Genomic DNA, 21,467 nt, shown 5'->3' with positions numbered 1-21,467 from the left:
TGCCCATTATAGCAAATCCCCTTATTTGATGACGCGATAACAAGGCGAATAGGCCTTGCCGGGCAGCTTCATGCGCTGCTGCGCGACAAACGAGGCCAGCAAGGAATCCATCAGCTTCATGATGCCGGCATCGCCGCGAATTTCAAAATGGCCGTATTGCTCAATGGTGCGGATGCCGTCGGCTTTTACGTTACCGGCGACGATGCCCGAGAAGGTCCGGCGCAGGTTGGCGGCCAGCACATGCGTTTCCTGATTCTTGTGCAGGGCCAGATTTCGCATGTTGTCATGCGTGGGAATAAACGGATGCTGGAAGACCGGATCGACCTTCAACGACCAGTTGAAATAGTAGGCATCGCCTTTTTCCTTGCGGAAACTGCGCACCTGCTTGATGCCCTCGTGCATTTCGCGCGCGACCTGGACGGGATTGTCGACAATAATCTGATAACGCTGCTGCGCTTTAGGCCCTAGCGTGCCGCCGATAAAACGGTCGATTTCATTGAAATAGTCGATGGCGGTGTCGGGGCCGGTGAAGATCAGCGGAAACGGCATGTCTTTATTATCGGGATGCAGCAGGACGCCCAGGATATACAGGATTTCCTCGGCCGTGCCGGCGCCGCCGGGAAATACGATAATGCCGTGGCCGGTGCGCACGAAGGCTTCCAGCCGTTTTTCAATATCCGGCATGATGACAAGATCGTTCACGATCGGATTCGGGGATTCGGCCGCGATAATGCCCGGCTCCGAAATGCCCAGATACTGGCCGTTCTTGATGCGCTGCTTGGAGTGAGCGACAGCGGCGCCCTTCATCGGCCCTTTCATCGCGCCCGGCCCGCAGCCGGTACAGATATCCAGTCCGCGCAGGCCCAATTCATGCCCGACCTGCTTGGAATAGTCGTACTCAATACGGCTGATCGAGTGCCCGCCCCAGCACACGACCAGGTTCGGGTTGGTCATCGGGCGCAGGATATTGGCATTGCGCATGATATGAAAGACGGCGTTGGTGATGCCGTCCGAGGTTTGCAGATTGAATTTCGGATTGTCGTTGATCTCGTCGCTGACGTAAATAATGTCGCGCAGCACGGCGAACAGATGCTCATTGATGCCTTTGATCATCTTGCCGTCGACAAAGGCATGCGCGGGCGCGCCTGTCACTTCCAGCTTGATGCCGCGCTCTTCCTGAATCACGTGAATATCAAAAGACGAGTAGCGTTCCAGGAGTTCCTTGCCGTCATCCATGGCGCTGCCGCAGTTCAGCACCGCCAGCGAGCAGTTGCGGAATACCTGGTACAGTCCACCCTGGCTGGTATCCAGCAGTTTGCTGACTTCAATCTTGGACAGCACATCGAGACGACCTTCGGGGGAAATTAATGCATCGACTACTTTATGTTTCATTGTATATTCCTTTAACTATTTGTATTGTCTAAATTGCCTACCGCCTGCACTCTCAGGTTCGGTACGACTCATCGGAGAAAACGGCTCTATGCGCCCCTGTTTTCCCGGCAGTTCATTTATCATTCAGCATTCTTGCCCTATGCTCCAGCCAAAACCCGCATATTCAAGGATATAACACATGAACGCATTAATTAAAAAGATATTTGCTGTCGGTTCAATACTGCTGCTGAGCGCCTGCGCCCATTATTCCGGCGCCTATTATCCCGATAGCGTATCTTATGGCGGCGGCTATACGGTCATAGAAAGGGATTATTACCGAAGTATGCCGGATTATGGACATAGAAACTACAGTTCGGGCGGTGATCATTTTCATGATGTCTATCGGCCGCGCCGGCAAGCCGAATATGGCAGAGCGCCGCATGAGCATTATTACCCCGATCAGAGACCCCACGCCGACCCACATCGCTGGGAACAACCTCATTGGCAGCATGAAGACCATAGACCTCATCGGGAAGATCGCGGAATGCCCGAACATACTGCGCAGCCAAGGTTCCGGGATGATAATCACCAGAGGCACTGGCCCAGCATTGAACGCACAGCACCTGCAGGCGGCCGCTTTAATCCGGGGCAATTTGGCGGGGCGAGAGATAACCATAGCCGGCAGTATGAAAATCGCGGACCTCGTCAAGACGAACACAGAGGACCGGGCCATGCCGAACAGCAAGGACGCTGGAACGGCAACCGCCAGCAACACGGGAATCGCGGGGATGGCCGCTCACATCAGCACGGCCGCTACGAATAGCGGGCTTGACTCAGCTTTTATTTCAAACAAACCTGGCTAAATGCAGGCCTGCACCTTGGCAGCCATCGCCATGCCCAGCGCCAGATGCCCTGCTTCATCCAGATGCACGCCGTCGACGGGGCTGGGCTCGCAATAATCGGCGGCATCAATGAAATAGCATCCGGCCGCGCTGGCGACGGCGGCGTAATGTTGCTCGAACTCTGCTGACCTCTCAGGCAAACCATGGCACTTCAGGCCAAGCTCGGCGGAAAGCTGGGTGATTCTGGGCGGGCTGACCAACAGCACATCAGGCGGCAGATCATCCGGCCCGCAACTGCTTTTTTGCACGATGTCGATCAGTATGCCTGCACCGCGCGCCGCATCGAAAGCTGTGTTGTCCCTGAAATGCAGCACGTCATTTGTGCCCAGCATCAGGATCACGAGATCCAGCGGCGCATGCGACTGCAGCAGCGGCAGCAGTAGCGCCGCGCCGTTGCGGCCGGGCCGGAACGGTTCGTCCCAGACCGTATAGCGTCCACTGAGGCCTTCCTCGACAACACGGTAATCATTGCCAAGCTCGCGGCTGAGAATGCCGGGCCAGCGTATTTCAGGGGCATAGCGTTGGCCTGTGCCCGGAATATAACCCCAGGTATTGGAGTCGCCATAACAGAGTATCGTCTTCATGCGTTTAAAGCCTTTAGCAGCAATAGTTAAATTTCAGAATAGATCGGAAACGCCCGGCACAAGGTTGAAACCTGCTCGCGGACATGGGCTTCGACAGCCGCATTACCGGCATTGTTGGCCAGCCCATCCAATACCTCGGCGATCCAGCCGGCGATTTGTGCAAACTCGGCGGTGCCGAAACCGCGCGTCGTGCCGGCGTTGGCCGACAGACGGATGCCCGAGGCAATTTCGGCCGGCAGCGGATCGAACGGAATCAGGTTTTTATTGCAGGTCAGCCCTGCTCTTTCCAGCGCAACCACGGTCCGGGCGCCGTCAAGTCCTTTGGCAGTCAAATCGACCAGCATGAGCCCGGTATCGGTCTGCCCGGACACGATGCGATATCCGGCCTTCGCCAAACTTTCCGCCAAAGTTCTGGCATTGGCCAGCACCTGGCCGTTATAGGCCTTGAACTCAGGCTGCAGCGCTTCGCCCAGGCATACGGCCTTGCCGGCAATCGCATGCAGGAGCAACGAGCCCTGTACGCCGGGAAAGACCGAAGCCGCTATTTTTTTGGCGATCGTCTCGTCATTGGTCAGGATGATGCCGCCGCGTGCTCCGCGCAAGCTCTTATAGGTGGTCGTAGTCACGACGTGGGCATGCGGAAACGGATCGGGATAATAACCGGTCGCGACCAGGCCGGCGAAATGCGCCATATCGACCAGCAGATAAGCTTCGACTTCATCGGCGATTGCCCTTAACCGGGGAAAATCGATGATCCGGCTGTAAGCCGAACCGCCTGCAATGATCAGTTTGGGTTTGTGCGCCTGTGCGAGCCGGCGCACATCCGCATAATCGATACATTCATCCTCGTGGCTCACGCCGTAACTGACGATGCGATAACGCCGCCCTGTCTGGGTCGCCGGATGACCATGGCTGATATGGCCGCCCGCCGCCACATTCATGGATAAAATCGTATCGCCATAGCCGAGCAGGGCCAGGAAAGCCGCCTGATTGGCGTTACTGCCCGAATGCGGCTGCACGTTGGCGTACCGGCAGTTGAACAGGCGGCAGGCCCGGTCGATCGCCAGCTGTTCTATGCGGTCGGCGAATTCGGCGCCGCCGTAGTAGCGCCCGCCCGGATAGCCTTCTACGGTCTTGTTGGTCAGGACGGAGCCCTGCGCCTGCAATACGGCGCGGCTGACGAAATTCTCCGAGGCGATCAATTCGATCTGGTCGTGCTGTCGGTTTAGTTCGCCGGCGATGGCCTGCCATATTCCGGGATCGGATTCGCGTAGTCCTGCTGAAAAAAAGTCCTGTTTGGATTTGGTCATTATTAAGTTGGAATAGCGATTGGTAACTGATGTTGCGCGGTTAGTTAAATTTGGTTTGATGATGCGCCGCTATCGCGGCGTTTATTTGAATCGGGTCCCCAATGTAGGTGCGAATGAATTCGCACCTACAATTCCTTTAGGGGAGCGCGCAGCCGCCCATATACCTTTATCTGGCAATACAAAAACTGCGCTGCACAACAGAAAGGAAAATATCAGTCTGCAGTTTCTTCGCTTTCGGTTTTAGGAGCCAGCTGCCTCACTTTCTCCAATACTTCCTGCGCATGACCTTCGGGATTGACGTTGTACAGGGCCTCTTCTACCTTGCCGTCCTGATTGATGATGAAAGTCGAGCGCACGATTTTCATTTTCTTTTCGCCTTCTTTTTCGACTTCCTGCCAGACGCCGTACTTGTTGCACAATTCGCCCGAAGTATCGGCCAGCAACGGCACATTCAGGTTATATTTGTCGATAAACGCCCTGTGGCATTCGCAGGTGTCTTTGCTGACACCTATCACGACGGTATTCAGATCGGCAAAATCCTGGGCCAGCGAGGTAAAGTCATTGGCTTCTATCGTGCAGCCGGGCGTATCGTCTTTCGGGTAAAAATACAGCACGACATTCTTGCCGTAGTAATCCGATAAATACACTAATTTATTATTCTGGTTAACCGCTCTGAAAAAAGGCGCCTCTTGGTCTTTCTCTATCATTAGTCCTCCTTAATCTCTATAAAAATCTACATTGAAAAATCGCCTTGCAAAGCCTACTTTACCGCTAACACCGCGTAGGCCAATATTCCTGTATCTCTCCCTCCGCCGCAATAAAAATCGCACTGGCCAGCCCGCGAAAGATGCCGTGCTCGACGACGCCGGGCGTATCGTTCAAGGCGATGTCCAGTTCCTGAACATCAAAATCCGAATCGAAAACCATATCGAGCACCAGACTGCCGTAGGAAGTTATGGCCAGTCCGTCTTTAGCCGCATTCTGGCGCAGATTGCCGTGCCCGCCCAATGACTCGAGCCGCTTCTTGACCAGTTGCCAGGCGAACGGCATGACTTCAACCGGTATGGGGAAATGTTCGCCGATACGCCCGACTTGCTTGCTTCGGTCGACCAGCACGATAAACATATCGCTGGCCCTGGCCAGCAGCTTTTCCCGGACCAGGTCGTAGCCGCGGCCTTTAAGCAAAGTCATATCCGGAGTCACCTCGTCGGCTCCATCGACATAGAGGTCGAGCCGGGCCAGGTGCTCCAGCGCCACCAGGGGCAGCCCGCGTTCCTGGGCCCTGATCGTACTGACGACGGAACTGGCCGCGGCAGTCACCTGCAAGCCTTCCTCAGCGCGGCGGCGCGCAAGCTCATCAATAAAATAATTGGCAGTCGAGCCCGTGCCAAGACCGACGATCATGCCATCCTTAACCTGCTGGGCCGCATGCCGGGCGACCAATTCTTTATCGTTCATGGTGTGCTCCTGGGCTGACTCAAGCCATCTTTTAGTGAGATAGTACATCCGCTAGCGGTGAGATGACCACCGGTATTTTCAAAAACAACGATCCTGAAAGCAGACGCTGATCAACAGTGCTTCACGCCGGATAAAACCTGGCGCTTGCAAAAATAAAGTTTGACACATCCGGAATAACGCCTACAATGGGCGTCAGCTAGAAAATATGATTTACCCTTTGTTTTCCATTTCGACGTCTCTTCTTTAAGTTTCTCGTCCTGTATTTCATTTGTAATTTCCAGATTTACCAGCTCTCCCAGCCTGATTTAAGGCTTTAATTCAATATATCTATAGGACTTATTATGTCTACAATGACTACCGGCATCGTTAAATGGTTTAACTCTGAGAAAGGTTTCGGCTTTATCGAACAAAAATCCGGCCCTGATGTTTTCGTACATTTCAGAAATATCCTGAGCGCAGGCGGTTTCAGATCGCTTGACGAAGGACAAAAAGTACAGTTTAGCGTCTCACAAGGTCAAAAAGGCCCGCAAGCTGAAGACGTAACTGTAATCGGCTAAAGCACACTTCAACGGACGGCGACACAAGCAATTGCGTCGCCGTCCGCATTCAGTTGGCGGCCCAACCCATCTGTTAGTCCGCATATTAGGGCTGTAACTCCGGCACAGAACTGCTGGAGACTGTCGTCAAAACTTCGCTGATAGCATCGAAATCGACCGGTTTAAGAAAGTGGTAGTCAAAACCGGCCATCCGCGAATGCTTCCGATCCTCATCCTGCCCATAACCGGTCACGGCAACCAACTTCGCATGCCTCATCTCAGACATTCCCCGCAACCGCCGGGCAACCTCATAACCATCTATGTCGGGCAGGCCAATATCGAGTATAACGACTTTAGGTTGGAAGTCGGCAGCGTATGTCAACGCATCAGTGCCGCATGCTACGGTCGCCACCTCATGCCCTGACAAGCGAAGCAGGACGGCAAGGCTTTCAGCGCTATCGATATTATCATCGACAACCAGAATCCGAAGTTGCGGGATTTCTTCGGAGGAACCGGCAGGAGTCGAGTCGCTAGTCAAAGCATCGGCCACATGCCCGGCCGGCAGGAGCGGAAGCCGCACTGTAAATTCACTGCCCAGATCAAGCCCTGCGCTGGCAGCCGTGACAGAACCGCCATGCAGTTCGGCCAAGCGCTGCACCAGGTTCAATCCCAGCCCCAAGCCGCCTTGGGAGTGCGCAAGTGAGCGGTCTGCCTGCGTGAAAATATCGAACACATGCGGCAACAGTTCCGATGCAATACCGATGCCGGTATCCTGAACCCGGATCCGCGCCCAATTAGCCTCTGTCACGACACTCAGCTTGATATCGCCGCCTTCCTGCATGTATTTGGCCGCATTGTTCAGCAGATTCATCAGGATCTGCTCTAACCGCATGGCGTCGCCTTCCAGCCATTGCGGTTCTGCCGGCAGGGAGAGAGCGAGGCGGTGTCCTTTGGACTCAATGAGCGGCCGGCAGCTTTCAATAGCGCAGGCAACGACATCGCTCAGATTGATGCGCTGGTTTTTCAGGATGATTTTACCCTGCATGATGCGGGCCGTATCGAGCAGGTCATCCAGAAGCCGGGCCATGTGTTGCACCTGCCGGTCAATGACGTCATATCCCCAATCGGCTGTAGGGTTAGCATGATCGATTTTCCTCAGCACCTGCACGGCGTTGCGGATAGGCGCCAGCGGATTGCGCAGCTCGTGAGCGAGCATGGCAAGAAACTCATCCTTGCGGCGATGATTTTCCTGTAATGCTTCGGCGGCACGCTTGCGATCGGTTACATCGAAAAAGATAACCCCGATTCGGCCCGGCTCGGTCCGGAAAGCACTGATTTCAAAGCAGCTTCCCAAGGAATTAGCCCACATTTCAAAGTGGGTATGCTCACCGGTCAAAGCCACTTTGTCAAAAACCTGATGCCATGTCGGCCTTGTGTCCGGGAACAGCTCTCGAACCGTGCGGCCAACGATGTCGCCGGCGTTCAAGCCTGTCTGATGCTCGAACGCCGGATTGACTTCCAGGACACGCAGATCGCAAGGATTGCCCGATTCATCGTAAATAATTTCATCGAACATGAGCCCTTCGGTCATTGTCTCGAAAAGCGTGCGGTACTGCTTTTCGCTGCGTTGCAGCGCCTTTTCGGCCTGTTTATGCTCCTTACGCAATCTGAGCGCCGTGATGCCAAAGCTGAGATCATCCGCCAGCTCGGCCAGCAATTTAATTTCATCTTCCGAAAAGAGTTCCGGCTCCATGGAATAGATGGTAATGGCGCCGACGACCGCATTATGAGCAAACAGTGGAAAGGCGAGCGCCGAGGCATATCCCTTCGTAAGAAAAAAATCGAGTTGATAGCCGGCATCGGCAAACAAGGGAAAGGTAAGCGAAGAAGCGTATCCCATTTTTATCGCCTCTTCACGCCATAGTTTGAAGCGGGGATCGGCCTGCAGATTGCGAAAGATACTGGGCTCTCCAGTGCGTATGCACGTGCCCGTGGGACCTCGCCCTCGCTCGTTATCCATCCAGGTGATATTCAGGCTTTCCAGATAATCTCTCTCGAAACCGGCATGGGCGACAGGCCGGACGGTCTTGTTTTCATCGTGTTCCGCATAGCCTATCCACACCATTGTATGTTCGCAGTCTTCGGCAATAATACGGCATATCTCATTCAAGTACGCCATTTCATCGGTGGCGCGCATCATCACTTGACTGCTGCGTGTAATCACGCTGAGTGTGCGGTTAAGCTTTTGAAGCTCGGCTTCTTTGCTCTTGCGTTCAGCGACAAATCGGGCTTCGGTCTCGGCCACGGCAACTCGCGCCAGCGTGTGATGCATGCTCTCGGTAATCCATGAGAGCATGACGCCAGTGACAGCAAAGACCGCAATGCCTAACCAATCGCCTGGCTCTTCAATGGAAAATTGCCATTCCTGCCCAATCCAGAAATAATCCGCCAGAAGAGCCGACAGCACGACAGCCAATAAACCGGCCCGCATGCCGCCATAGGATGCAGCGGCTATCACAGCCGGATAGAACGTCACAAAGGCGACGCGCATCTCCAGCTCCTGCAGGAAAACCAGGCGCACGATGGCGGCGGCAACGGCTATCGCAACGGTAATGCCATAATGATAAAGACTGTTGTTTGCCGGACGCTCCAGCCGGATCTCATGCTTATTCGACTCGCGTATCAACATGAAAGCCGCAGCCAGCATATAGACGCCGCCGAGAAATTGCGCGCCGCGCCCTGCCCAGCCTAACAGGCTGCCATGGACAGACTGGATCATAACGCCGAATAGCCCGACTGCAAGCAGCAGCAACGCCAGGGAATACCAGTTTATAAAAGAGGATGCGCGCGAATGGTTCATCGCGCGCAGCAGGATAGCCGTAAAAACAAACATGGCAATGGCCGAACCCAATACCAATTGCCGCACCGGCGTTCCGCCCTGGCCCTGTATGAAAAAAACCGGAGTCCAGCTGGAGAGCGCCATCCAGACAACCAGCGCCACAGTGACAAAGGCTATCGCAAAACTCATCGCGAGCCAGAAGTACGATATGCTGAGGGTAAATCTCCATCTCAATGAAAAGGCGGCGCCCGCCAAATGGCATAAGGCCGATATCCAGGCACAGATATTATGAATGGTTACCAAAGCGTTCTGATCGATATGCTCGTAACCGTCTCTTATCAGTGTGACTATGCCAGCCAGAACCCCGGCAGAACCCCAGAATAAAGCACCGCAACCCAACAGCAACAGTCCCGGCATGCCATTGGCCATGAAACTGCGGCCGATCAGGTAAGCGATAAGCAGCGATACCAGCGCCGAGAGACAGAAAGACAGACCAATCTGGAGATAAGGCAATTCATACGCTATTCCCGAATCCGTCGCCCATAATAGAGATATCGCGACAAGCAGCAGGGGAATCGGCAGCCATGCCATTCGGTTCCACAAAGACCTTTCGTGCTTTAAATAAATTGACTCAGGCACCGTATTATCCAAGGATCTGTTTCGGCCCACCGCTTAATGGCTCAGAATTTGAAAGAAATCTTTTTATTTATCAGCTGATGTTACACAAAAGCGGTTTCATCCCATTTGCCGCGCCGAACACTGCAGCTTTTAGCGGCGGTAGACTGGGTTGGTATACCCGGCATTTCGGCCGCCTATGCCGGGTTTCCGCTAAAGCGCCAACCCAGCCTACACAGGCTGTTAAAAGAAAAGAGCTCGCCCTCGGGTGCGACAAATCGGCAGAACGGCCGATTTGCACGACCTAGCCGCCTGTCAAGGCGGAAAACAGGGAGGTTTTTCGTGAAACCCGATTAACACAACCGTCGCGTTAGCGGCACTTTATTAGATCGATCTAACTTCAACTAACTCGTAACATCAGTTATCAAGATTAAACTCTATACTGTTTTGCTCAGTATGAGCAAGGCTTTTAATCTTCATGCCAGTGCTTCAGGCAGTAAGCCGAGGATCTGATATAAAGCGTCCGCGGCAAATGAAACGGCGTGAGTCCTGGCAGTAATGCCAGCCTGATTATATATCTTCAGTTTTTTTTACATCTGAACCGGTTGATCGGGCAGCTCGTTGACCTGAACGCCCTGCTCCGGATAATGCCTGGCCAGATGTTCGCTGACAGCCCTGATGCCGCTGATGACGCCTGCTTCAAACTGCCGCCGCCTGAATGCCGTCTCCATATCCTGGCAGATCACTTCCCATCCTTGCTTGCCTACGCGGCTGTGTATACCCCGATCCGCCACGATTTCAACATCATGGTCCGCAAATAACAGATAAATCAGCACGCCATTGTTCCGGGCCGTATCCCAGACCCGCAACTGGGAAAAGACATCAATGGCCCGATCACGCGCAGCCTGGTCTCTTAATAATGCTCCCCACTCAAGCGAAGCCTCTACAGCGAAACGAACCTGCCCCTGATGATCGGCCTCCGTTTGACGGATCGCGGTTTCGATAGCCTGCATGGAGCGGGACGGAAAAGCCCGCCGAACCGTCCGGCGGTCTGTCCACAGATGCCTGATGATGCGCTTAAGATTCATAAACTTTTTAGTTCCTTTCTGTCATAGTGGGTACGGCCAAAGCAATTCGCCAATGGCCTGATGCGCCGCCGCCGCCGAAGCCGCCACCACCGCCACTGAATCCGCCTCCGCGGCCGCCGAAGCCTCCCCCATAACCTCCGCCGCCTGGCCAAATACCGCTGCTGCGCATGCCACCCAGCGAAAACAGAAAGGCGAACAACCCCGCGATCAATGCGACCATAAAAGAACCTGCGATGAGCCAGAATAAAATCCCTACCAGACCGCCGACGATAGAAGATCCCAGCAATCGGCCGAAAATCATGCGAAACAGGCCGGCTCCGACCAAAACCACCAGAAACACGATCGGCAGAAAATCTTCAAAGCCGGACCAGGACACGTCTTTCCTGACCGGCGGCGGTAAAGGTTCGCCGTCAATCAGGCGGATCAAGCGGTTCACGCCGGCTTCGATGCCGCCGAAGTAATCATTCTGCTTGAAATAAGGGATGATGATCTCGCTGATCACGCGCTTGGCCACGGCATCGGGAATAACGCCTTCCAGTCCATAGCCGACTTCAATGCGCAGCGTCCGGTCTTCCTTCGCGACCAGCAACAGCACGCCGTCATCGACGTCTTTCCTGCCCAGCTTCCACGTTTCCGCCACGCGCATGGCGTATTGCTCAATGGTCTCTGGCTGTGTTGTCGGAATGATCAGTACGGCGATCTGGCTGCCCTTGCGTGCCTCGAACTCTGCCAGCACCTGTTCAAGCTTGCTTTGTTGGGCCGGAGACAATGTGCCGGTCAGATCCGTGACCCGAGCCTGCAGAGCAGGAACGGGCACATCGGCTACAGCCAATCCTGCTGCCAGCAGAACGAGCGCTACGGCAATTGAACGCACCGCCAGAGTCAGCGCTTTCATGCCCTATGTTCAGCGGCCGGATTCTGGAGAGGGCATTCCGGGAGGCGGCACGTTGAAGTCGACTTTGGGCGGCGTGGTTATCGTTTGCTCATCTTCCACCGCGAACGAAGGCTTGGTTTTGTATCCGAACATCATCGCCGTCAGATTGGTCGGAAAAGAACGCACGGTTACATTGTATTCCTGTACCGCTTTAATATAGCGATTGCGCGCGACAGCGATGCGGTTCTCCGTGCCTTCCAGCTGCGCCTGCAAATCGCGGAACAGGCTGTCGGCTTTCAATTGCGGATAGTTTTCGGCCACCGCCAGCAGGCGGGTCAATGCGGAAGACAGTTCGCCCTGAGCGTCCTGAAACTTGGCGAAAGCCTGCTCGTCGTTGAGCAAATCGGGAGTCGCCTGGATTGAGCCGACGCGGGCTCTGGATTCCGTCACGCGGGTCAGCACCTCTTTTTCATGGCCGGCATAGCCTTTTACCACATTAACGAGATTCGGCACCAGGTCAGCTCTGCGCTTGTACTGGTTCAGCACTTCGCCCCAGCTTGCCTTGATTTGCTCGTCCGTGGCCTGAAGCGTATTGTAGCCGCAGCCGGTTAAAAACAGACTCATCAGCATGAGCCCTACCAAAAATACACTTTTGCGCATGGCATTCTCCTTAATTTAAGTTTTTCTGCTTGTGCTACAGTACGACTTATCTTTCAGTTCATTGTAACATGAAAGCTCATCTGCTTCTGGCTGCTACATTTTTTCCCACATCACATAACTGTTATTCCGTGCCGCAGCAGCGAACAGTTCAATTAAAGGCAAAGCCCTATGCTTAAGGCTGACAATCGGCTCTTTTGACTCATCTTCCCGGATAGCTTCAGGCAATTCGGCAGGCGCCGGCGTAAACGCTTCAACGGCGTTTTTCAAACGCTCAAGCGCCGCTGGAACCTCCTCAGCCGGAATGGCACTAGGCACTGTACCGCTGTGCCCCATCATTTTCAGCAACCGCTGGGCTATATCGCCAAACAGAACGATATCCGCATGCGATTTAGTCATAAATTTTACCAGCATAGACAGCTCCTGCTTGAGCGAGACATAGCCCGTTGAGTTTTTATCAATTTTTATCAGCAGGACTTACGCAGTTTGTCTGTTCAACCGTTGAAACAAGCGGCTTTAAAACCTGTGGTGAGGCGACTTCGCCTAGAGCGCCTACTGCTGGCAGTCGCCCCACAGGCGTGCGTAAGTCCTGATCAATATATTCTTCTTCTTTTAACATATTCGGTACGCTAGCCAACATAAAAATTATCTCTTTTATGTTATTTGTTATCAATTCTGCGTTGGAATTCCAATTAGAAAACCCTACCAACTGAGTTAACTTGATTTGGAGGTTGATCATGGCCGACAGTGCTTCACATATAGAAAACAAATCGAAAAATGATGAAAAACTGAGAACGTTAAAAACGATAACCGCTGTTGTTTACTTGTGCCAGGTATTGGCATTTGCATTGGCAGGCTTGCCTTTCATAATAGGCGCCTTTATTAATCTGGCGAAACGGAAAGATGCCCAGGGAACATGGCTGGAGTCCCATTTCAACTGGCAAATAAAAACCTTCTGGATCGCTTTAGCACTGTTTGCAATCAGCAGGCTCATGATGTTTATGGGCGGCAGCCTTATACTGATTGTGGCTTTACTGTGGCTGGGCTATCGCATTGCCGTGGGCTGGTATGCATTACATGACAATAAGCCCATTGATGAAAGAACACTGTAGCCCGTGCCGTCACTGGCCGCCCCAAGGCTTAATGGGCACGGTGGAGATGCTGCTGGCGGGGGCGCCTTCAATCAGCTTGCGGCTAATGGCGAGATAGATCAGCGTATTGCGCTTGGCGTCAAACAGACGAGAGACGCGCGTTTCCTTGAAAAGCAGCGAGGTGTTTTCGCTGAAGGCGGTTTCCTCTTCGGGCAGCTTGCCATTGATCACTATCGGCCCGACCTGCTGACAGGAAATCGAAAACTGCGACGGGTCCTCGGCAACGCCAAACGTGCCTTTGAGGCCGCCGGTCTTGGCCTGACTGATATGGCAAGTGACGCCCTGCACTTTGGGATCGTCAAAGGCTTGCACGCACACTTTATGGTTGGCGCCGATCAGCTTCCAGGCCGTCATTACACAACCAACTTCCTCAGAGTATGCGGCGGGCATCCAAAAACTGAAAAGCAAGGCGCAGTATGCAAATTTCTGTTTCATGTTAACTCCTTCGGTTGGCTTATCGATATTCCGATTGTAACAGCGGGATTTCATTGCGGGTAGCATTAAAAGCAACCGGAAAAACGAACTGCGAAAATAAAATTTCATCGAGACCACCCTCTATCCGGATGCGGCTCGCCGATCATTTTTCGTCACAAAAATGTTAGGTCTGTAACATAAATTTTAATAAGCACATGCTAGAGTACGTTAAAGAACAGGAATTAAGCAAATCTTAAGAGTATGGTGAAGTTGGATGCGCCATAGCTAAAATGGACATGATCAGATCCAAACATAGATATATCAATGATCGACGGCGCTTTCGGCATCCACTGGAGCTACGGCGATCCCTTCAAGAATTTGCCAAGTGTTTTTGCGCATAGTTAGAAAGCACTATAGCAAATAAGCGCCATCCTGATAGGTTGAGGATGGATTATATTAATAATACTAAAGTAGAAATTATTGTTATGAAAAACGAATTAATGAAAGTACTGGCAGCGGGTGTCCTTTTAACTGTATCCGGTTTGGCATCTGCCGAGCCTGTAGCTTTGACTGATACTCAGATGGACAATGTTTCAGCTGGCGGTGTCTTATGTTTAGATTTGGATTCGCTAGTGGGCAGCACTCTTACCGCGGTAGGCGGCGTCCTTGGATCAGTAGTCGGAACGGTTGATGCCTTGTTGCCGAATGTAGATCTGCGATTAGGCGCGTCTGCCACTGTCGGCTCGGCTGTATCGCTCTCTTTATAATGTAGACCATTCCGTTTAGACTAAGATGTGACGGAACGCCCCGTGCCTAAAGAAAGGCACGGGGCGTTTTTATTTTGTTCGGTTGAAAGATATTTTCCTAACATTATTTGCGTGCTGTACGGATAGGACGAGGTGCTAGAAACTTCTCTCATTCCCGCCAGCAAGCAATATGGAATTCATATTGAAAGGATTGGAAATGACCCAACTTTTTACTAGCCAATGGAAACTGCGCCGCTCAACCGTTCTTTAAGTTTGGAATGATCTAGAAGTTACGCATTGACAGATGATGTCAGGATAGAATAGGCGGGTTAAAAACATTCCGCCACCGGAAAGTCAGCTCGTGATAAGAAAAATAAGCCGTCCCTCGACGGCACGTTGTACCTTGCCGATGTATATTGGATTTTTATTGAGCGAGCCGAAAGCCGTGAGTTGTTGTCGATTAGCCGAAGTTATGAAGATTTCACACGATAGCGTCAACCGTTTTTTGCAAAGGGAGTCCTATACGCCCTTGGATTTATTCAATGAGAGCAAGGCGATGCTGAATCTAAAAGGCGGAACCTTAAGCGTGGACGATAGTGTCTTGGATAAACCGTATAGTCAGTACATGGCGTTAGTCGGCTATTTCTGGTCCGGCAAGCATCACGGCACGGTTAAGGGCATTAACCTGATTACGCTGTATTACACCGATCCTCAAGGGCAACATCAACCGGTTAATTTCCGGGTTTACGATAAAGCCGAAGGTAAAACCAAAAATGATTATTTTCTGGAGATGCTGGCCGAGGTGTTAGCTTGGGGACTTGAGCCCAATTTGGTGACGGGCGATAGCTGGTACAGTTGCGTCAAGAATCTCAAGACGATAAAAAACCAGGGTCTGGGGTTTCTGTTTGCGCTGGAGAGCAACCGTCTGGTTTCAGTGGAAAAAGGTTCATGGCAGCAAGTTCAACAATTAGAGGTGCCCGAAGACGGCCTGGTCGTTTGGTTGCGGGACTTTGGCAGTGTCAAACTGTTTCGGACGCGGTTAAAAGACCAACTGCGCCATTATATTGTGTACCTGCCTCATGAAGAGCGACTCCATGACTTTGACCTGCAGGATTTTAGCGAAGCCCATGACCGGCATTGGCAAATTGAGCAATATCACCGGGCCATTAAACAGGTCTGCAATATCGAGCACTTTCAGGTGCGCAGCAAGACAGCCATCAAAAACCATGTGTTTGCGGCTATTTGTGGTTATGCCCAATTACAACGCTTATGCGCTATGGAGCTGATCAATAATTGTTATCGATTAAGGCGGGATCTATTCAATGAAGTCATCGCCGCCTTCATCGGCACCTTTATGCCTTCAATGGCACATTTGAACCCACAATTTCATTCAAGCGTCAATGCGTAACTCCTATGATCGATCACAAAATTTCATTGCCTTGCCTCAGAGACCATGAGAGCTCCGGCATTGCGCTCTTCGCAGTCAGCTTGCATGAACTTTCCAAACGACTACTAAGTCTAATTGTCTGTTATCGATGGATATTCTCAACCTGAAACACGGTAACGCTCCCTGTCGAGAAATATTTCTGAGGAGTATCGCCATGACTAACGAAGAAACAATTTCCGTCCTCAACGATCTGATCGAAGTATCCAAGGACGGTGAACGGGAATTCCAGGATTGCGCTGAGGATGTCACTGATCCTGAGCTTTTGAATTTTTTCACTGAAAAGTCGCAGCAATGCGCCAAAGGCGCCGAAATGCTGCAGAACCAAGTCCGCCGCCTAGGAGGCGAACCGGAAACCGAAGGCAGTTTTTCGGGTGCCGCTCATCGAATGTGGGTAAACCTGAAAACGGCAATAACCGGTGCCGATAAAGCCTCGATACTGAAAGAATGCGAACGCGGTGAACAATATGCCGTGGAAGCGTATGAAAAAGCCTTGCAGGAAGATCTGCCTGCCGATGTTCGCCAAATAGTTGAAATGCAGCATCATGCGGTGGTAGCCAATAGGGAACGCGTGCATAGTATGCTGCAAGGCCAGATGCGATGAGCCTTGATCAATAGCTTTTAACAGCCAGGCGTTTCGCCTGAAACGCCTGCTTTCAGCGATCGCCATTGCCATCACCCGGACAATCGACCGAGGCGCCGGGCGATGGCAAGCGCTTCCTGATGCTCAGCCATGCTGACGGGGCGGCTTACTTCACGACCCGCTCCTTTCTGGCTGATGTCCCAATTCTGGCAAAACTCACAGCGCAGCTTACAGCCGTTGAAAAAAGCCGCTCCTGAGCCTTTCCAGCCGCGCAATACGTCTTCTTCGCCATGATGAGAGCCGTAATTGTAAACAACGGCGCGCGCTCCAGTCCGGCATACCGCACCTTGAATGGTCTGGAGTCGATCAACATGGCAATAGCGTGCGCAAAGATCTCAATCTTGTAAATGCCGACGGGCAATACGGGCACGATGTTCCAGCTCACCGCTTGCAAACAAGGTTCGGTAACCGGTTTGAAAAACATCATGTGCTTTTTCAGCTGGCTTCATGGCTGCACTCATCAAAATGAAACATTCTTATCAAGGACATCAATGAGTTCTCCGCCAGATCAGCTCTCCGTTCCGGTACACCGCCTTGATGCGATGCAGCGGAATGGTATGGGTTTCACCTTCACTGTCATTCCATTCAAAAACATTGTGACTGTCTTCGGGAAACCTGATGTCGACCAGAGCCTTCAACACAAGGCTATGTTGAATACGGTCGTAATAACCGATCCGGAAATCCGCACGGCCGAACGCTTTGTCCCAGCGTATGCGATTGAGCAGGTCTTGAATGGGCATCATGTCTAAAAAATTGGCGCAATCGTTGACGTTAATTTTTGACCGATTCCATGCCGTTTTGTGCTGCGCCACGACAAGAAATTCCGCCGCCGATCACCCTGTGAATTTCACAATGGATTTGCAATACCGCTCAGCTCAAAATTTCCGAATATTTACTTAACATTTAGCGTCGTGAAAATTATTCGTGTAAAATCGGTGAGCTTTATGCGCAAAAAATATGCACAAATAAAGAGGCGTTTTTTAAACGCCCAAAAAATTGAGGCAATGATTAAATGAAATATAAAAGTTGTGAAGAATTCCTGGGCCACGTGGCTCAGCAAAACCCAGGCCAACCTGAATTCCTGCAAGCCGTAACGGAAGTAATGGAGAGCCTGTGGCCCTACATTGCGCGCTTCCCCAAATACGCCGAACATGGGTTACTGGATCGTCTGGTCGAGCCTGAGCGTGTTGTCATGTTCCGTGTCTCTTGGGTTGATGATCATGGCTCCGTCCAGGTCAACCGCGGTTATCGCATTCAACATAGTATGGCTATCGGCCCGTACAAAGGCGGTCTGCGTTTCCACCCTTCCGTGAATCTGTCGATTCTGAAATTCCTGGCTTTCGAACAAACCTTCAAGAATGCGCTGACCACGCTGCCTATGGGCGGCGGCAAAGGCGGTTCCGACTTCGATCCTAAAGGCAAAAGTCCCGGCGAAGTCATGCGTTTCTGCCAGGCGTTCGCATCTGAACTGTTCCGTCACGTCGGCGCAGATACCGACGTGCCAGCAGGCGATATCGGGGTGGGCGGACGCGAAGTCGCATTTATTGCCGGCATGATCAAGAAGCTGACCAACCGGGCTGACTGCGTACTCACCGGCAAGGGGCTGAGCTTTGGCGGCTCTCTGATCCGTCCTGAAGCGACCGGTTACGGCACTGTCTATTTCGCTCAGGAAATGCTCAAGCGCAAAGGCATGTCGTTTGAAGGCATGCGCGTCAGCGTGTCCGGCTCAGGCAACGTAGCTCAATACGCTGTGGAAAAAGCGATGGAGCTGGGCGCCAAAGTCGTCACCGTATCCGACTCCAGCGGTACGATCGTAGACGAAGAAGGGTTCACATCTGAAAAACTGGCCGAACTGATGGAAGTTAAAAACCATCTCTATGGCCGCGTCAGCGATTACGCTAAACGCACAGGCAGCAAATTCCACGAAGGCGTTAAGCCTTGGAATGTGCCTGTTGATGTGGCACTGCCTTGCGCGACACAAAACGAACTGGACGCCGTGGATGCGGCCACTCTGATCAAAAACGGCGTTAAATGCGTAGCCGAAGGCGCCAACATGCCGACTACTATCGAAGCAGTCAAAATGTTTGAAGCCAACAACGTCCTCTATGCACCGGGCAAAGCAAGCAATGCCGGCGGCGTAGCCACTTCCGGTCTGGAAATGAGCCAGAACGCCATGCGTTTGTCATGGACCCGCGAAGAAGTCGACCGTCGTCTACTGGAAATCATGCAGGGCATTCACCAGGCCTGCGTACAGTACGGCGAGCGCGAAGACGGCAGCTTCAGCTATGTCGACGGCGCTAACGTGGCGGGCTTCGTAAAAGTGGCCGACGCCATGCTGGCACAAGGCGTTCTGTAAAGCTCAGACGAGCCAGGCTTTACGCTAGGCCGTGGCGGCGCCCAGCCGCCACGGCCACACTATTGAAGCGAGCACCCGTTGCCATCAGGCATATTATCGGGCGCTTGCAATCAGCCGGTTGATATTGACGGCGCTCTGCTCAAAATACAGCGATAACTTTATCGCAGTTTTTCTTTTAATATTCATTAAGACCAGGCTGGCATTTATTTCCCGTAAAGGTTATCTTTTACGGTTATCATTTGCTTATTTTAATTATCTTGATCAAGGATCATTCCTATGCAAGCTATGCAAGCCTATTTACCCATTATTCAGGACCTGCTTTTCCAATGGTACCAATTTACCCTTGATAATGCAGTGTACGCCGCGGCTTTGGCGGCATCTGTCTGGTTGCTGACGGCCCTGTTTTATAGCATCCGCATTGCCTTTATAAACAGAAGAAGTCGTGCCAAAGCAAAAGAAGCCCAAAATAGCATTGATGCCACCCAGCAACAGGCGCAAAAACTGCAAGAGGAACTAAGCGCCAATACCGCACGCATGGAAGAGTCGGAGAACGTTGCCAATAAGGCAACTCAACGGGCATTGGATCTCGAAAAACGCATTACCGAACACAATGTGAAGTTAGCCGATGGCCTTCGGACCTTAACGATCAGTTTTAATCTGGACAGGCCGACCTCAGCTAACGAAGGTGAGCTTGAGATAGAAGGCTTGTGGCAACAATACAGCGCCGTCATTGCGCAATTAACCGAACGTTTGCGCGCCGAACAGCAAACCAAAACCGAGCTGCAACAGGCTTATCAGACAGAAACAGCCAAACTGGCCGAAAAAGAAACGCTGCTGGAAACGTTGCAAGCCCAGGTGGATGCACAAACCCAACAGCTCACCGGACTGAGAGAACAAAATACCTCACTGCAACAGCAAATCTCAGACACCGCACAAGACCAGCAGGCCAATCTGGCGCGCCTTGCTGAGTTAGAGCGGCTAGCAGCCGAATGGGCACATGCCAAAACTCTGCAATTACAGCTGGAAGAAAAAATATTTACGCAAAACATCCTGATTGCACAACTGCAAAAAGACAAACCAATTGAACCGCCTGTTATTGAAGAACAGCAATCTGCTCCGGTTGAATTTGAAGAGCCTTTGGCCGAAGCGCCTGCCGAACCCGTCGAGATCGAACAACTGTCCTTGGCGCCCTCTGAAAATCACATCAATAATGTAAACGACAAAATCAAACACATATTTGGCGGCGCCAAGCAAACAATAGCAAAACTGGACGAGAGAGCCGACAGCGAGCCTGCCGCAATCGATAAAGCAACTGAAGAGTTCCAGCCCGTTTTCGCTGAAAGCAATATAGAAGCTGTCCAGACAGAAACCGTTCAGGCCGAGCCTGCCCGACAAGCGCCTCAGCCTCAGGAAGATAAAACGGCGCCCAAACTGACCGGCAAATTCAAGCATATGTTTGGAAACGCTATGCAGCAGATAGCCAGGCTGGATGAAAAACTGGCCGGCGAGACAGCTCCGGCCAATAAATCCGCCGAGGAGCCCCAGCCCGTCCTGATGGAGGATGTCAGAAGCGATATTCAACCTGAATCTCCTAGCAAGGAACATCAGCCATCCGATGCCGTTAAGGCAAGAGCCGATAGTGTAACCGGAAAAGTCAAAAACCTGTTCGGAACTCTGAAATCCGCCACAGAGGCGCCACAGCCCGCTCAGACAAAACAGGCTGAACAGGAAACGCTGGCCGAGCTGGCCGCAAGGCAGCAGAACAATCAGGCTAACGGCACTGGCGGGGAAAACAAGAAAATCCCAACGCAATTAAAAAGCCTTTTTAGCAAATTCCAACCCCGCGCCTAAATTTTAGGCCGCCCAAATCTGCTTCATGCAGATTTGTCTCCAGCTTATAACGTTGTCAAAATGGACAGGAAGCCATTTTGACAACGCACGCCAGCCGTGCAACGGACTAATGAGCCTCTATCCCATCGTACATTAAAAAAGGGGAAAGCCCATGCAGTTGCCTATCATCGTTAAACGCCCGTTCAGAATCATTGCTCACCGTGGCGCATCTGCCTATATGCCCGAAAACACATGGCCCGCTTTTAAATTGGCCATGGAGATGGGCGTTGAGGATGTCGAACTTGACGTTCAACTGTCATCAGATGGTGAAGTGGTGATATGCCATGACTTGTCGTTGGAGCGCTATGGCCACTCAGGCCATGTCGAAGCCATGAGCTGGCCGGAGCTGTCGCAGTTGGATATGGGATCATGGTTCTCGCCCTATTTGTTTCATGGCGAAAAACTATTACGGCTCCAGGACTTGTTTAAGAGATACAGCTCCGAAATTACCTATCATATAGAGTTAAAAGGAAGGCTCATAATGGATTCCGGGGAGTTAGCTGATAATCAGTTCCAACAGTGAACTTAATAACGCTTTACCGCGTTTTCTGGCGTTATGCACAAATTCAAAAAAGCCTAAATAAATGGG

Annotated in this window: 23 protein-coding genes; 9 read left to right on the top strand and 14 right to left on the bottom strand. The window is 52.1% G+C overall.

What is annotated here, in order from left to right; translation table 11 throughout:
- Positions 1-21 precede the first annotated feature (21 nt).
- The gene (ppnN, locus tag V2P20_RS10175; RefSeq protein WP_331818088.1) at positions 22-1,392 is read right to left on the bottom strand and encodes a nucleotide 5'-monophosphate nucleosidase PpnN; all 1,371 of its coding nucleotides are present in this window, start codon (positions 1,390-1,392) and stop codon (positions 22-24) included.
- 178 nt (positions 1,393-1,570) lie between these two features.
- Between ppnN and V2P20_RS10170 the strand changes: the two genes are divergently transcribed.
- On the top strand, positions 1,571-2,194 hold the full coding sequence (locus tag V2P20_RS10170) for a hypothetical protein (RefSeq protein ID WP_331818087.1): 624 nt from the start codon (positions 1,571-1,573) through the stop codon (positions 2,192-2,194).
- 36 nt (positions 2,195-2,230) lie between these two features.
- On the opposite strand, the gene V2P20_RS10165 is transcribed toward V2P20_RS10170, so the two are convergent.
- The 4 genes from V2P20_RS10165 to rpiA all read right to left on the bottom strand — a co-directional run bounded on the left by V2P20_RS10165 (position 2,231) and on the right by rpiA (position 5,625).
- The gene (locus V2P20_RS10165; protein ID WP_194970692.1) at positions 2,231-2,857 is read right to left on the bottom strand and encodes an SGNH/GDSL hydrolase family protein; all 627 of its coding nucleotides are present in this window, start codon (positions 2,855-2,857) and stop codon (positions 2,231-2,233) included.
- Positions 2,858-2,883: 26 nt separating this feature from the next.
- On the bottom strand, positions 2,884-4,167 hold the full coding sequence (glyA, locus tag V2P20_RS10160) for a serine hydroxymethyltransferase (RefSeq protein WP_331818086.1): 1,284 nt from the start codon (positions 4,165-4,167) through the stop codon (positions 2,884-2,886).
- Between the two features lie 212 nt (positions 4,168-4,379).
- Complete coding sequence (locus V2P20_RS10155) at positions 4,380-4,874, bottom strand: peroxiredoxin (protein WP_331818085.1); 495 nt, start codon at positions 4,872-4,874, stop codon at positions 4,380-4,382.
- Between the two features lie 64 nt (positions 4,875-4,938).
- Positions 4,939-5,625 (bottom strand): ribose-5-phosphate isomerase RpiA, encoded by a 687-nt coding sequence (rpiA, locus tag V2P20_RS10150; RefSeq protein WP_331818084.1) that lies wholly within the window; start codon positions 5,623-5,625, stop codon positions 4,939-4,941.
- A gap of 350 nt (positions 5,626-5,975) precedes the next feature.
- On the opposite strand from rpiA, the gene V2P20_RS10145 reads away from it, so the two are divergent.
- Positions 5,976-6,182 carry a cold-shock protein gene (locus V2P20_RS10145; RefSeq protein ID WP_194970716.1) on the top strand — a complete coding sequence of 69 codons (207 nt, stop codon included), beginning with the start codon at positions 5,976-5,978 and terminating at the stop codon, positions 6,180-6,182.
- A gap of 85 nt (positions 6,183-6,267) precedes the next feature.
- Here the strand turns inward: V2P20_RS10145 and V2P20_RS10140 are convergent, their stop codons facing one another.
- From V2P20_RS10140 to V2P20_RS10115, 6 genes are all read right to left on the bottom strand, one after another.
- Positions 6,268-9,591, bottom strand: coding sequence for an ATP-binding protein (locus V2P20_RS10140; protein WP_331818083.1), 3,324 nt, complete (start codon positions 9,589-9,591; stop codon positions 6,268-6,270).
- A gap of 614 nt (positions 9,592-10,205) precedes the next feature.
- Entirely contained in the window at positions 10,206-10,703 is a 498-nt protein-coding gene (locus V2P20_RS10135; RefSeq protein ID WP_331818082.1) for a TPM domain-containing protein, read from the bottom strand.
- 7 nt (positions 10,704-10,710) lie between these two features.
- Positions 10,711-11,598: a YgcG family protein gene (locus tag V2P20_RS10130; protein ID WP_331818081.1), complete on the bottom strand. Its 888-nt coding sequence runs from the start codon at positions 11,596-11,598 to the stop codon at positions 10,711-10,713.
- Positions 11,599-11,607: 9 nt separating this feature from the next.
- Positions 11,608-12,237 (bottom strand): LemA family protein, encoded by a 630-nt coding sequence (locus tag V2P20_RS10125; RefSeq protein WP_331818080.1) that lies wholly within the window; start codon positions 12,235-12,237, stop codon positions 11,608-11,610.
- A gap of 93 nt (positions 12,238-12,330) precedes the next feature.
- Entirely contained in the window at positions 12,331-12,648 is a 318-nt protein-coding gene (locus V2P20_RS10120) for a DUF1840 domain-containing protein (protein WP_331818079.1), read from the bottom strand.
- Positions 12,649-12,691: 43 nt separating this feature from the next.
- Positions 12,692-12,973, bottom strand: coding sequence for a hypothetical protein (locus V2P20_RS10115; RefSeq protein WP_331818078.1), 282 nt, complete (start codon positions 12,971-12,973; stop codon positions 12,692-12,694).
- Here V2P20_RS10115 and V2P20_RS10110 point away from each other — a divergent pair.
- Complete coding sequence (locus V2P20_RS10110; protein WP_331818077.1) at positions 12,972-13,346, top strand: hypothetical protein; 375 nt, start codon at positions 12,972-12,974, stop codon at positions 13,344-13,346. The two genes, V2P20_RS10115 and V2P20_RS10110, sit on opposite strands and share 2 nt — an antisense overlap.
- Positions 13,347-13,355: 9 nt before the next feature.
- Here the strand turns inward: V2P20_RS10110 and V2P20_RS10105 are convergent, their stop codons facing one another.
- Positions 13,356-13,820, bottom strand: coding sequence for a CreA family protein (locus V2P20_RS10105; protein ID WP_331818076.1), 465 nt, complete (start codon positions 13,818-13,820; stop codon positions 13,356-13,358).
- A gap of 425 nt (positions 13,821-14,245) precedes the next feature.
- On the opposite strand from V2P20_RS10105, the gene V2P20_RS10100 reads away from it, so the two are divergent.
- The 3 genes from V2P20_RS10100 (at position 14,246) to V2P20_RS10090 (ending at position 16,593) form a co-directional block, all read left to right on the top strand.
- A complete protein-coding gene (locus V2P20_RS10100; protein ID WP_331818075.1) occupies positions 14,246-14,566 on the top strand; it encodes a hypothetical protein in 321 nt (106 codons plus the stop codon).
- Positions 14,567-14,909: 343 nt separating this feature from the next.
- Complete coding sequence (locus V2P20_RS10095; protein ID WP_331818124.1) at positions 14,910-15,953, top strand: transposase; 1,044 nt, start codon at positions 14,910-14,912, stop codon at positions 15,951-15,953.
- A gap of 193 nt (positions 15,954-16,146) precedes the next feature.
- Entirely contained in the window at positions 16,147-16,593 is a 447-nt protein-coding gene (locus V2P20_RS10090) for a PA2169 family four-helix-bundle protein (protein ID WP_331818074.1), read from the top strand.
- A gap of 145 nt (positions 16,594-16,738) precedes the next feature.
- Here V2P20_RS10090 and V2P20_RS10085 read toward each other — a convergent pair whose 3' ends face one another.
- Positions 16,739-17,059: a hypothetical protein gene (locus V2P20_RS10085; protein WP_331818073.1), complete on the bottom strand. Its 321-nt coding sequence runs from the start codon at positions 17,057-17,059 to the stop codon at positions 16,739-16,741.
- 61 nt (positions 17,060-17,120) lie between these two features.
- On the bottom strand, positions 17,121-17,444 hold the full coding sequence (locus V2P20_RS10080) for a DUF504 domain-containing protein (RefSeq protein ID WP_331818072.1): 324 nt from the start codon (positions 17,442-17,444) through the stop codon (positions 17,121-17,123).
- A 200-nt stretch (positions 17,445-17,644) separates the two neighbouring features.
- Here V2P20_RS10080 and gdhA point away from each other — a divergent pair, with 200 nt between their 5' ends.
- From gdhA to V2P20_RS10065, 3 genes are all read left to right on the top strand, one after another.
- Entirely contained in the window at positions 17,645-18,988 is a 1,344-nt protein-coding gene (gene gdhA / locus V2P20_RS10075) for an NADP-specific glutamate dehydrogenase (RefSeq protein ID WP_331818071.1), read from the top strand.
- A 276-nt stretch (positions 18,989-19,264) separates the two neighbouring features.
- Positions 19,265-20,839, top strand: coding sequence for a hypothetical protein (locus V2P20_RS10070; RefSeq protein ID WP_331818070.1), 1,575 nt, complete (start codon positions 19,265-19,267; stop codon positions 20,837-20,839).
- A gap of 151 nt (positions 20,840-20,990) precedes the next feature.
- A complete protein-coding gene (locus V2P20_RS10065) occupies positions 20,991-21,401 on the top strand; it encodes a glycerophosphodiester phosphodiesterase family protein (protein ID WP_331818069.1) in 411 nt (136 codons plus the stop codon).
- Positions 21,402-21,467: the final 66 nt, after the last annotated feature.

This window comes from Methylobacter sp. Wu1, assembly GCF_036553575.1.
Taxonomy (GTDB): Bacteria; Pseudomonadota; Gammaproteobacteria; order Methylococcales; family Methylomonadaceae; genus Methylobacter.
This window is presented reverse-complemented; position numbering and strand designations above follow the sequence as displayed.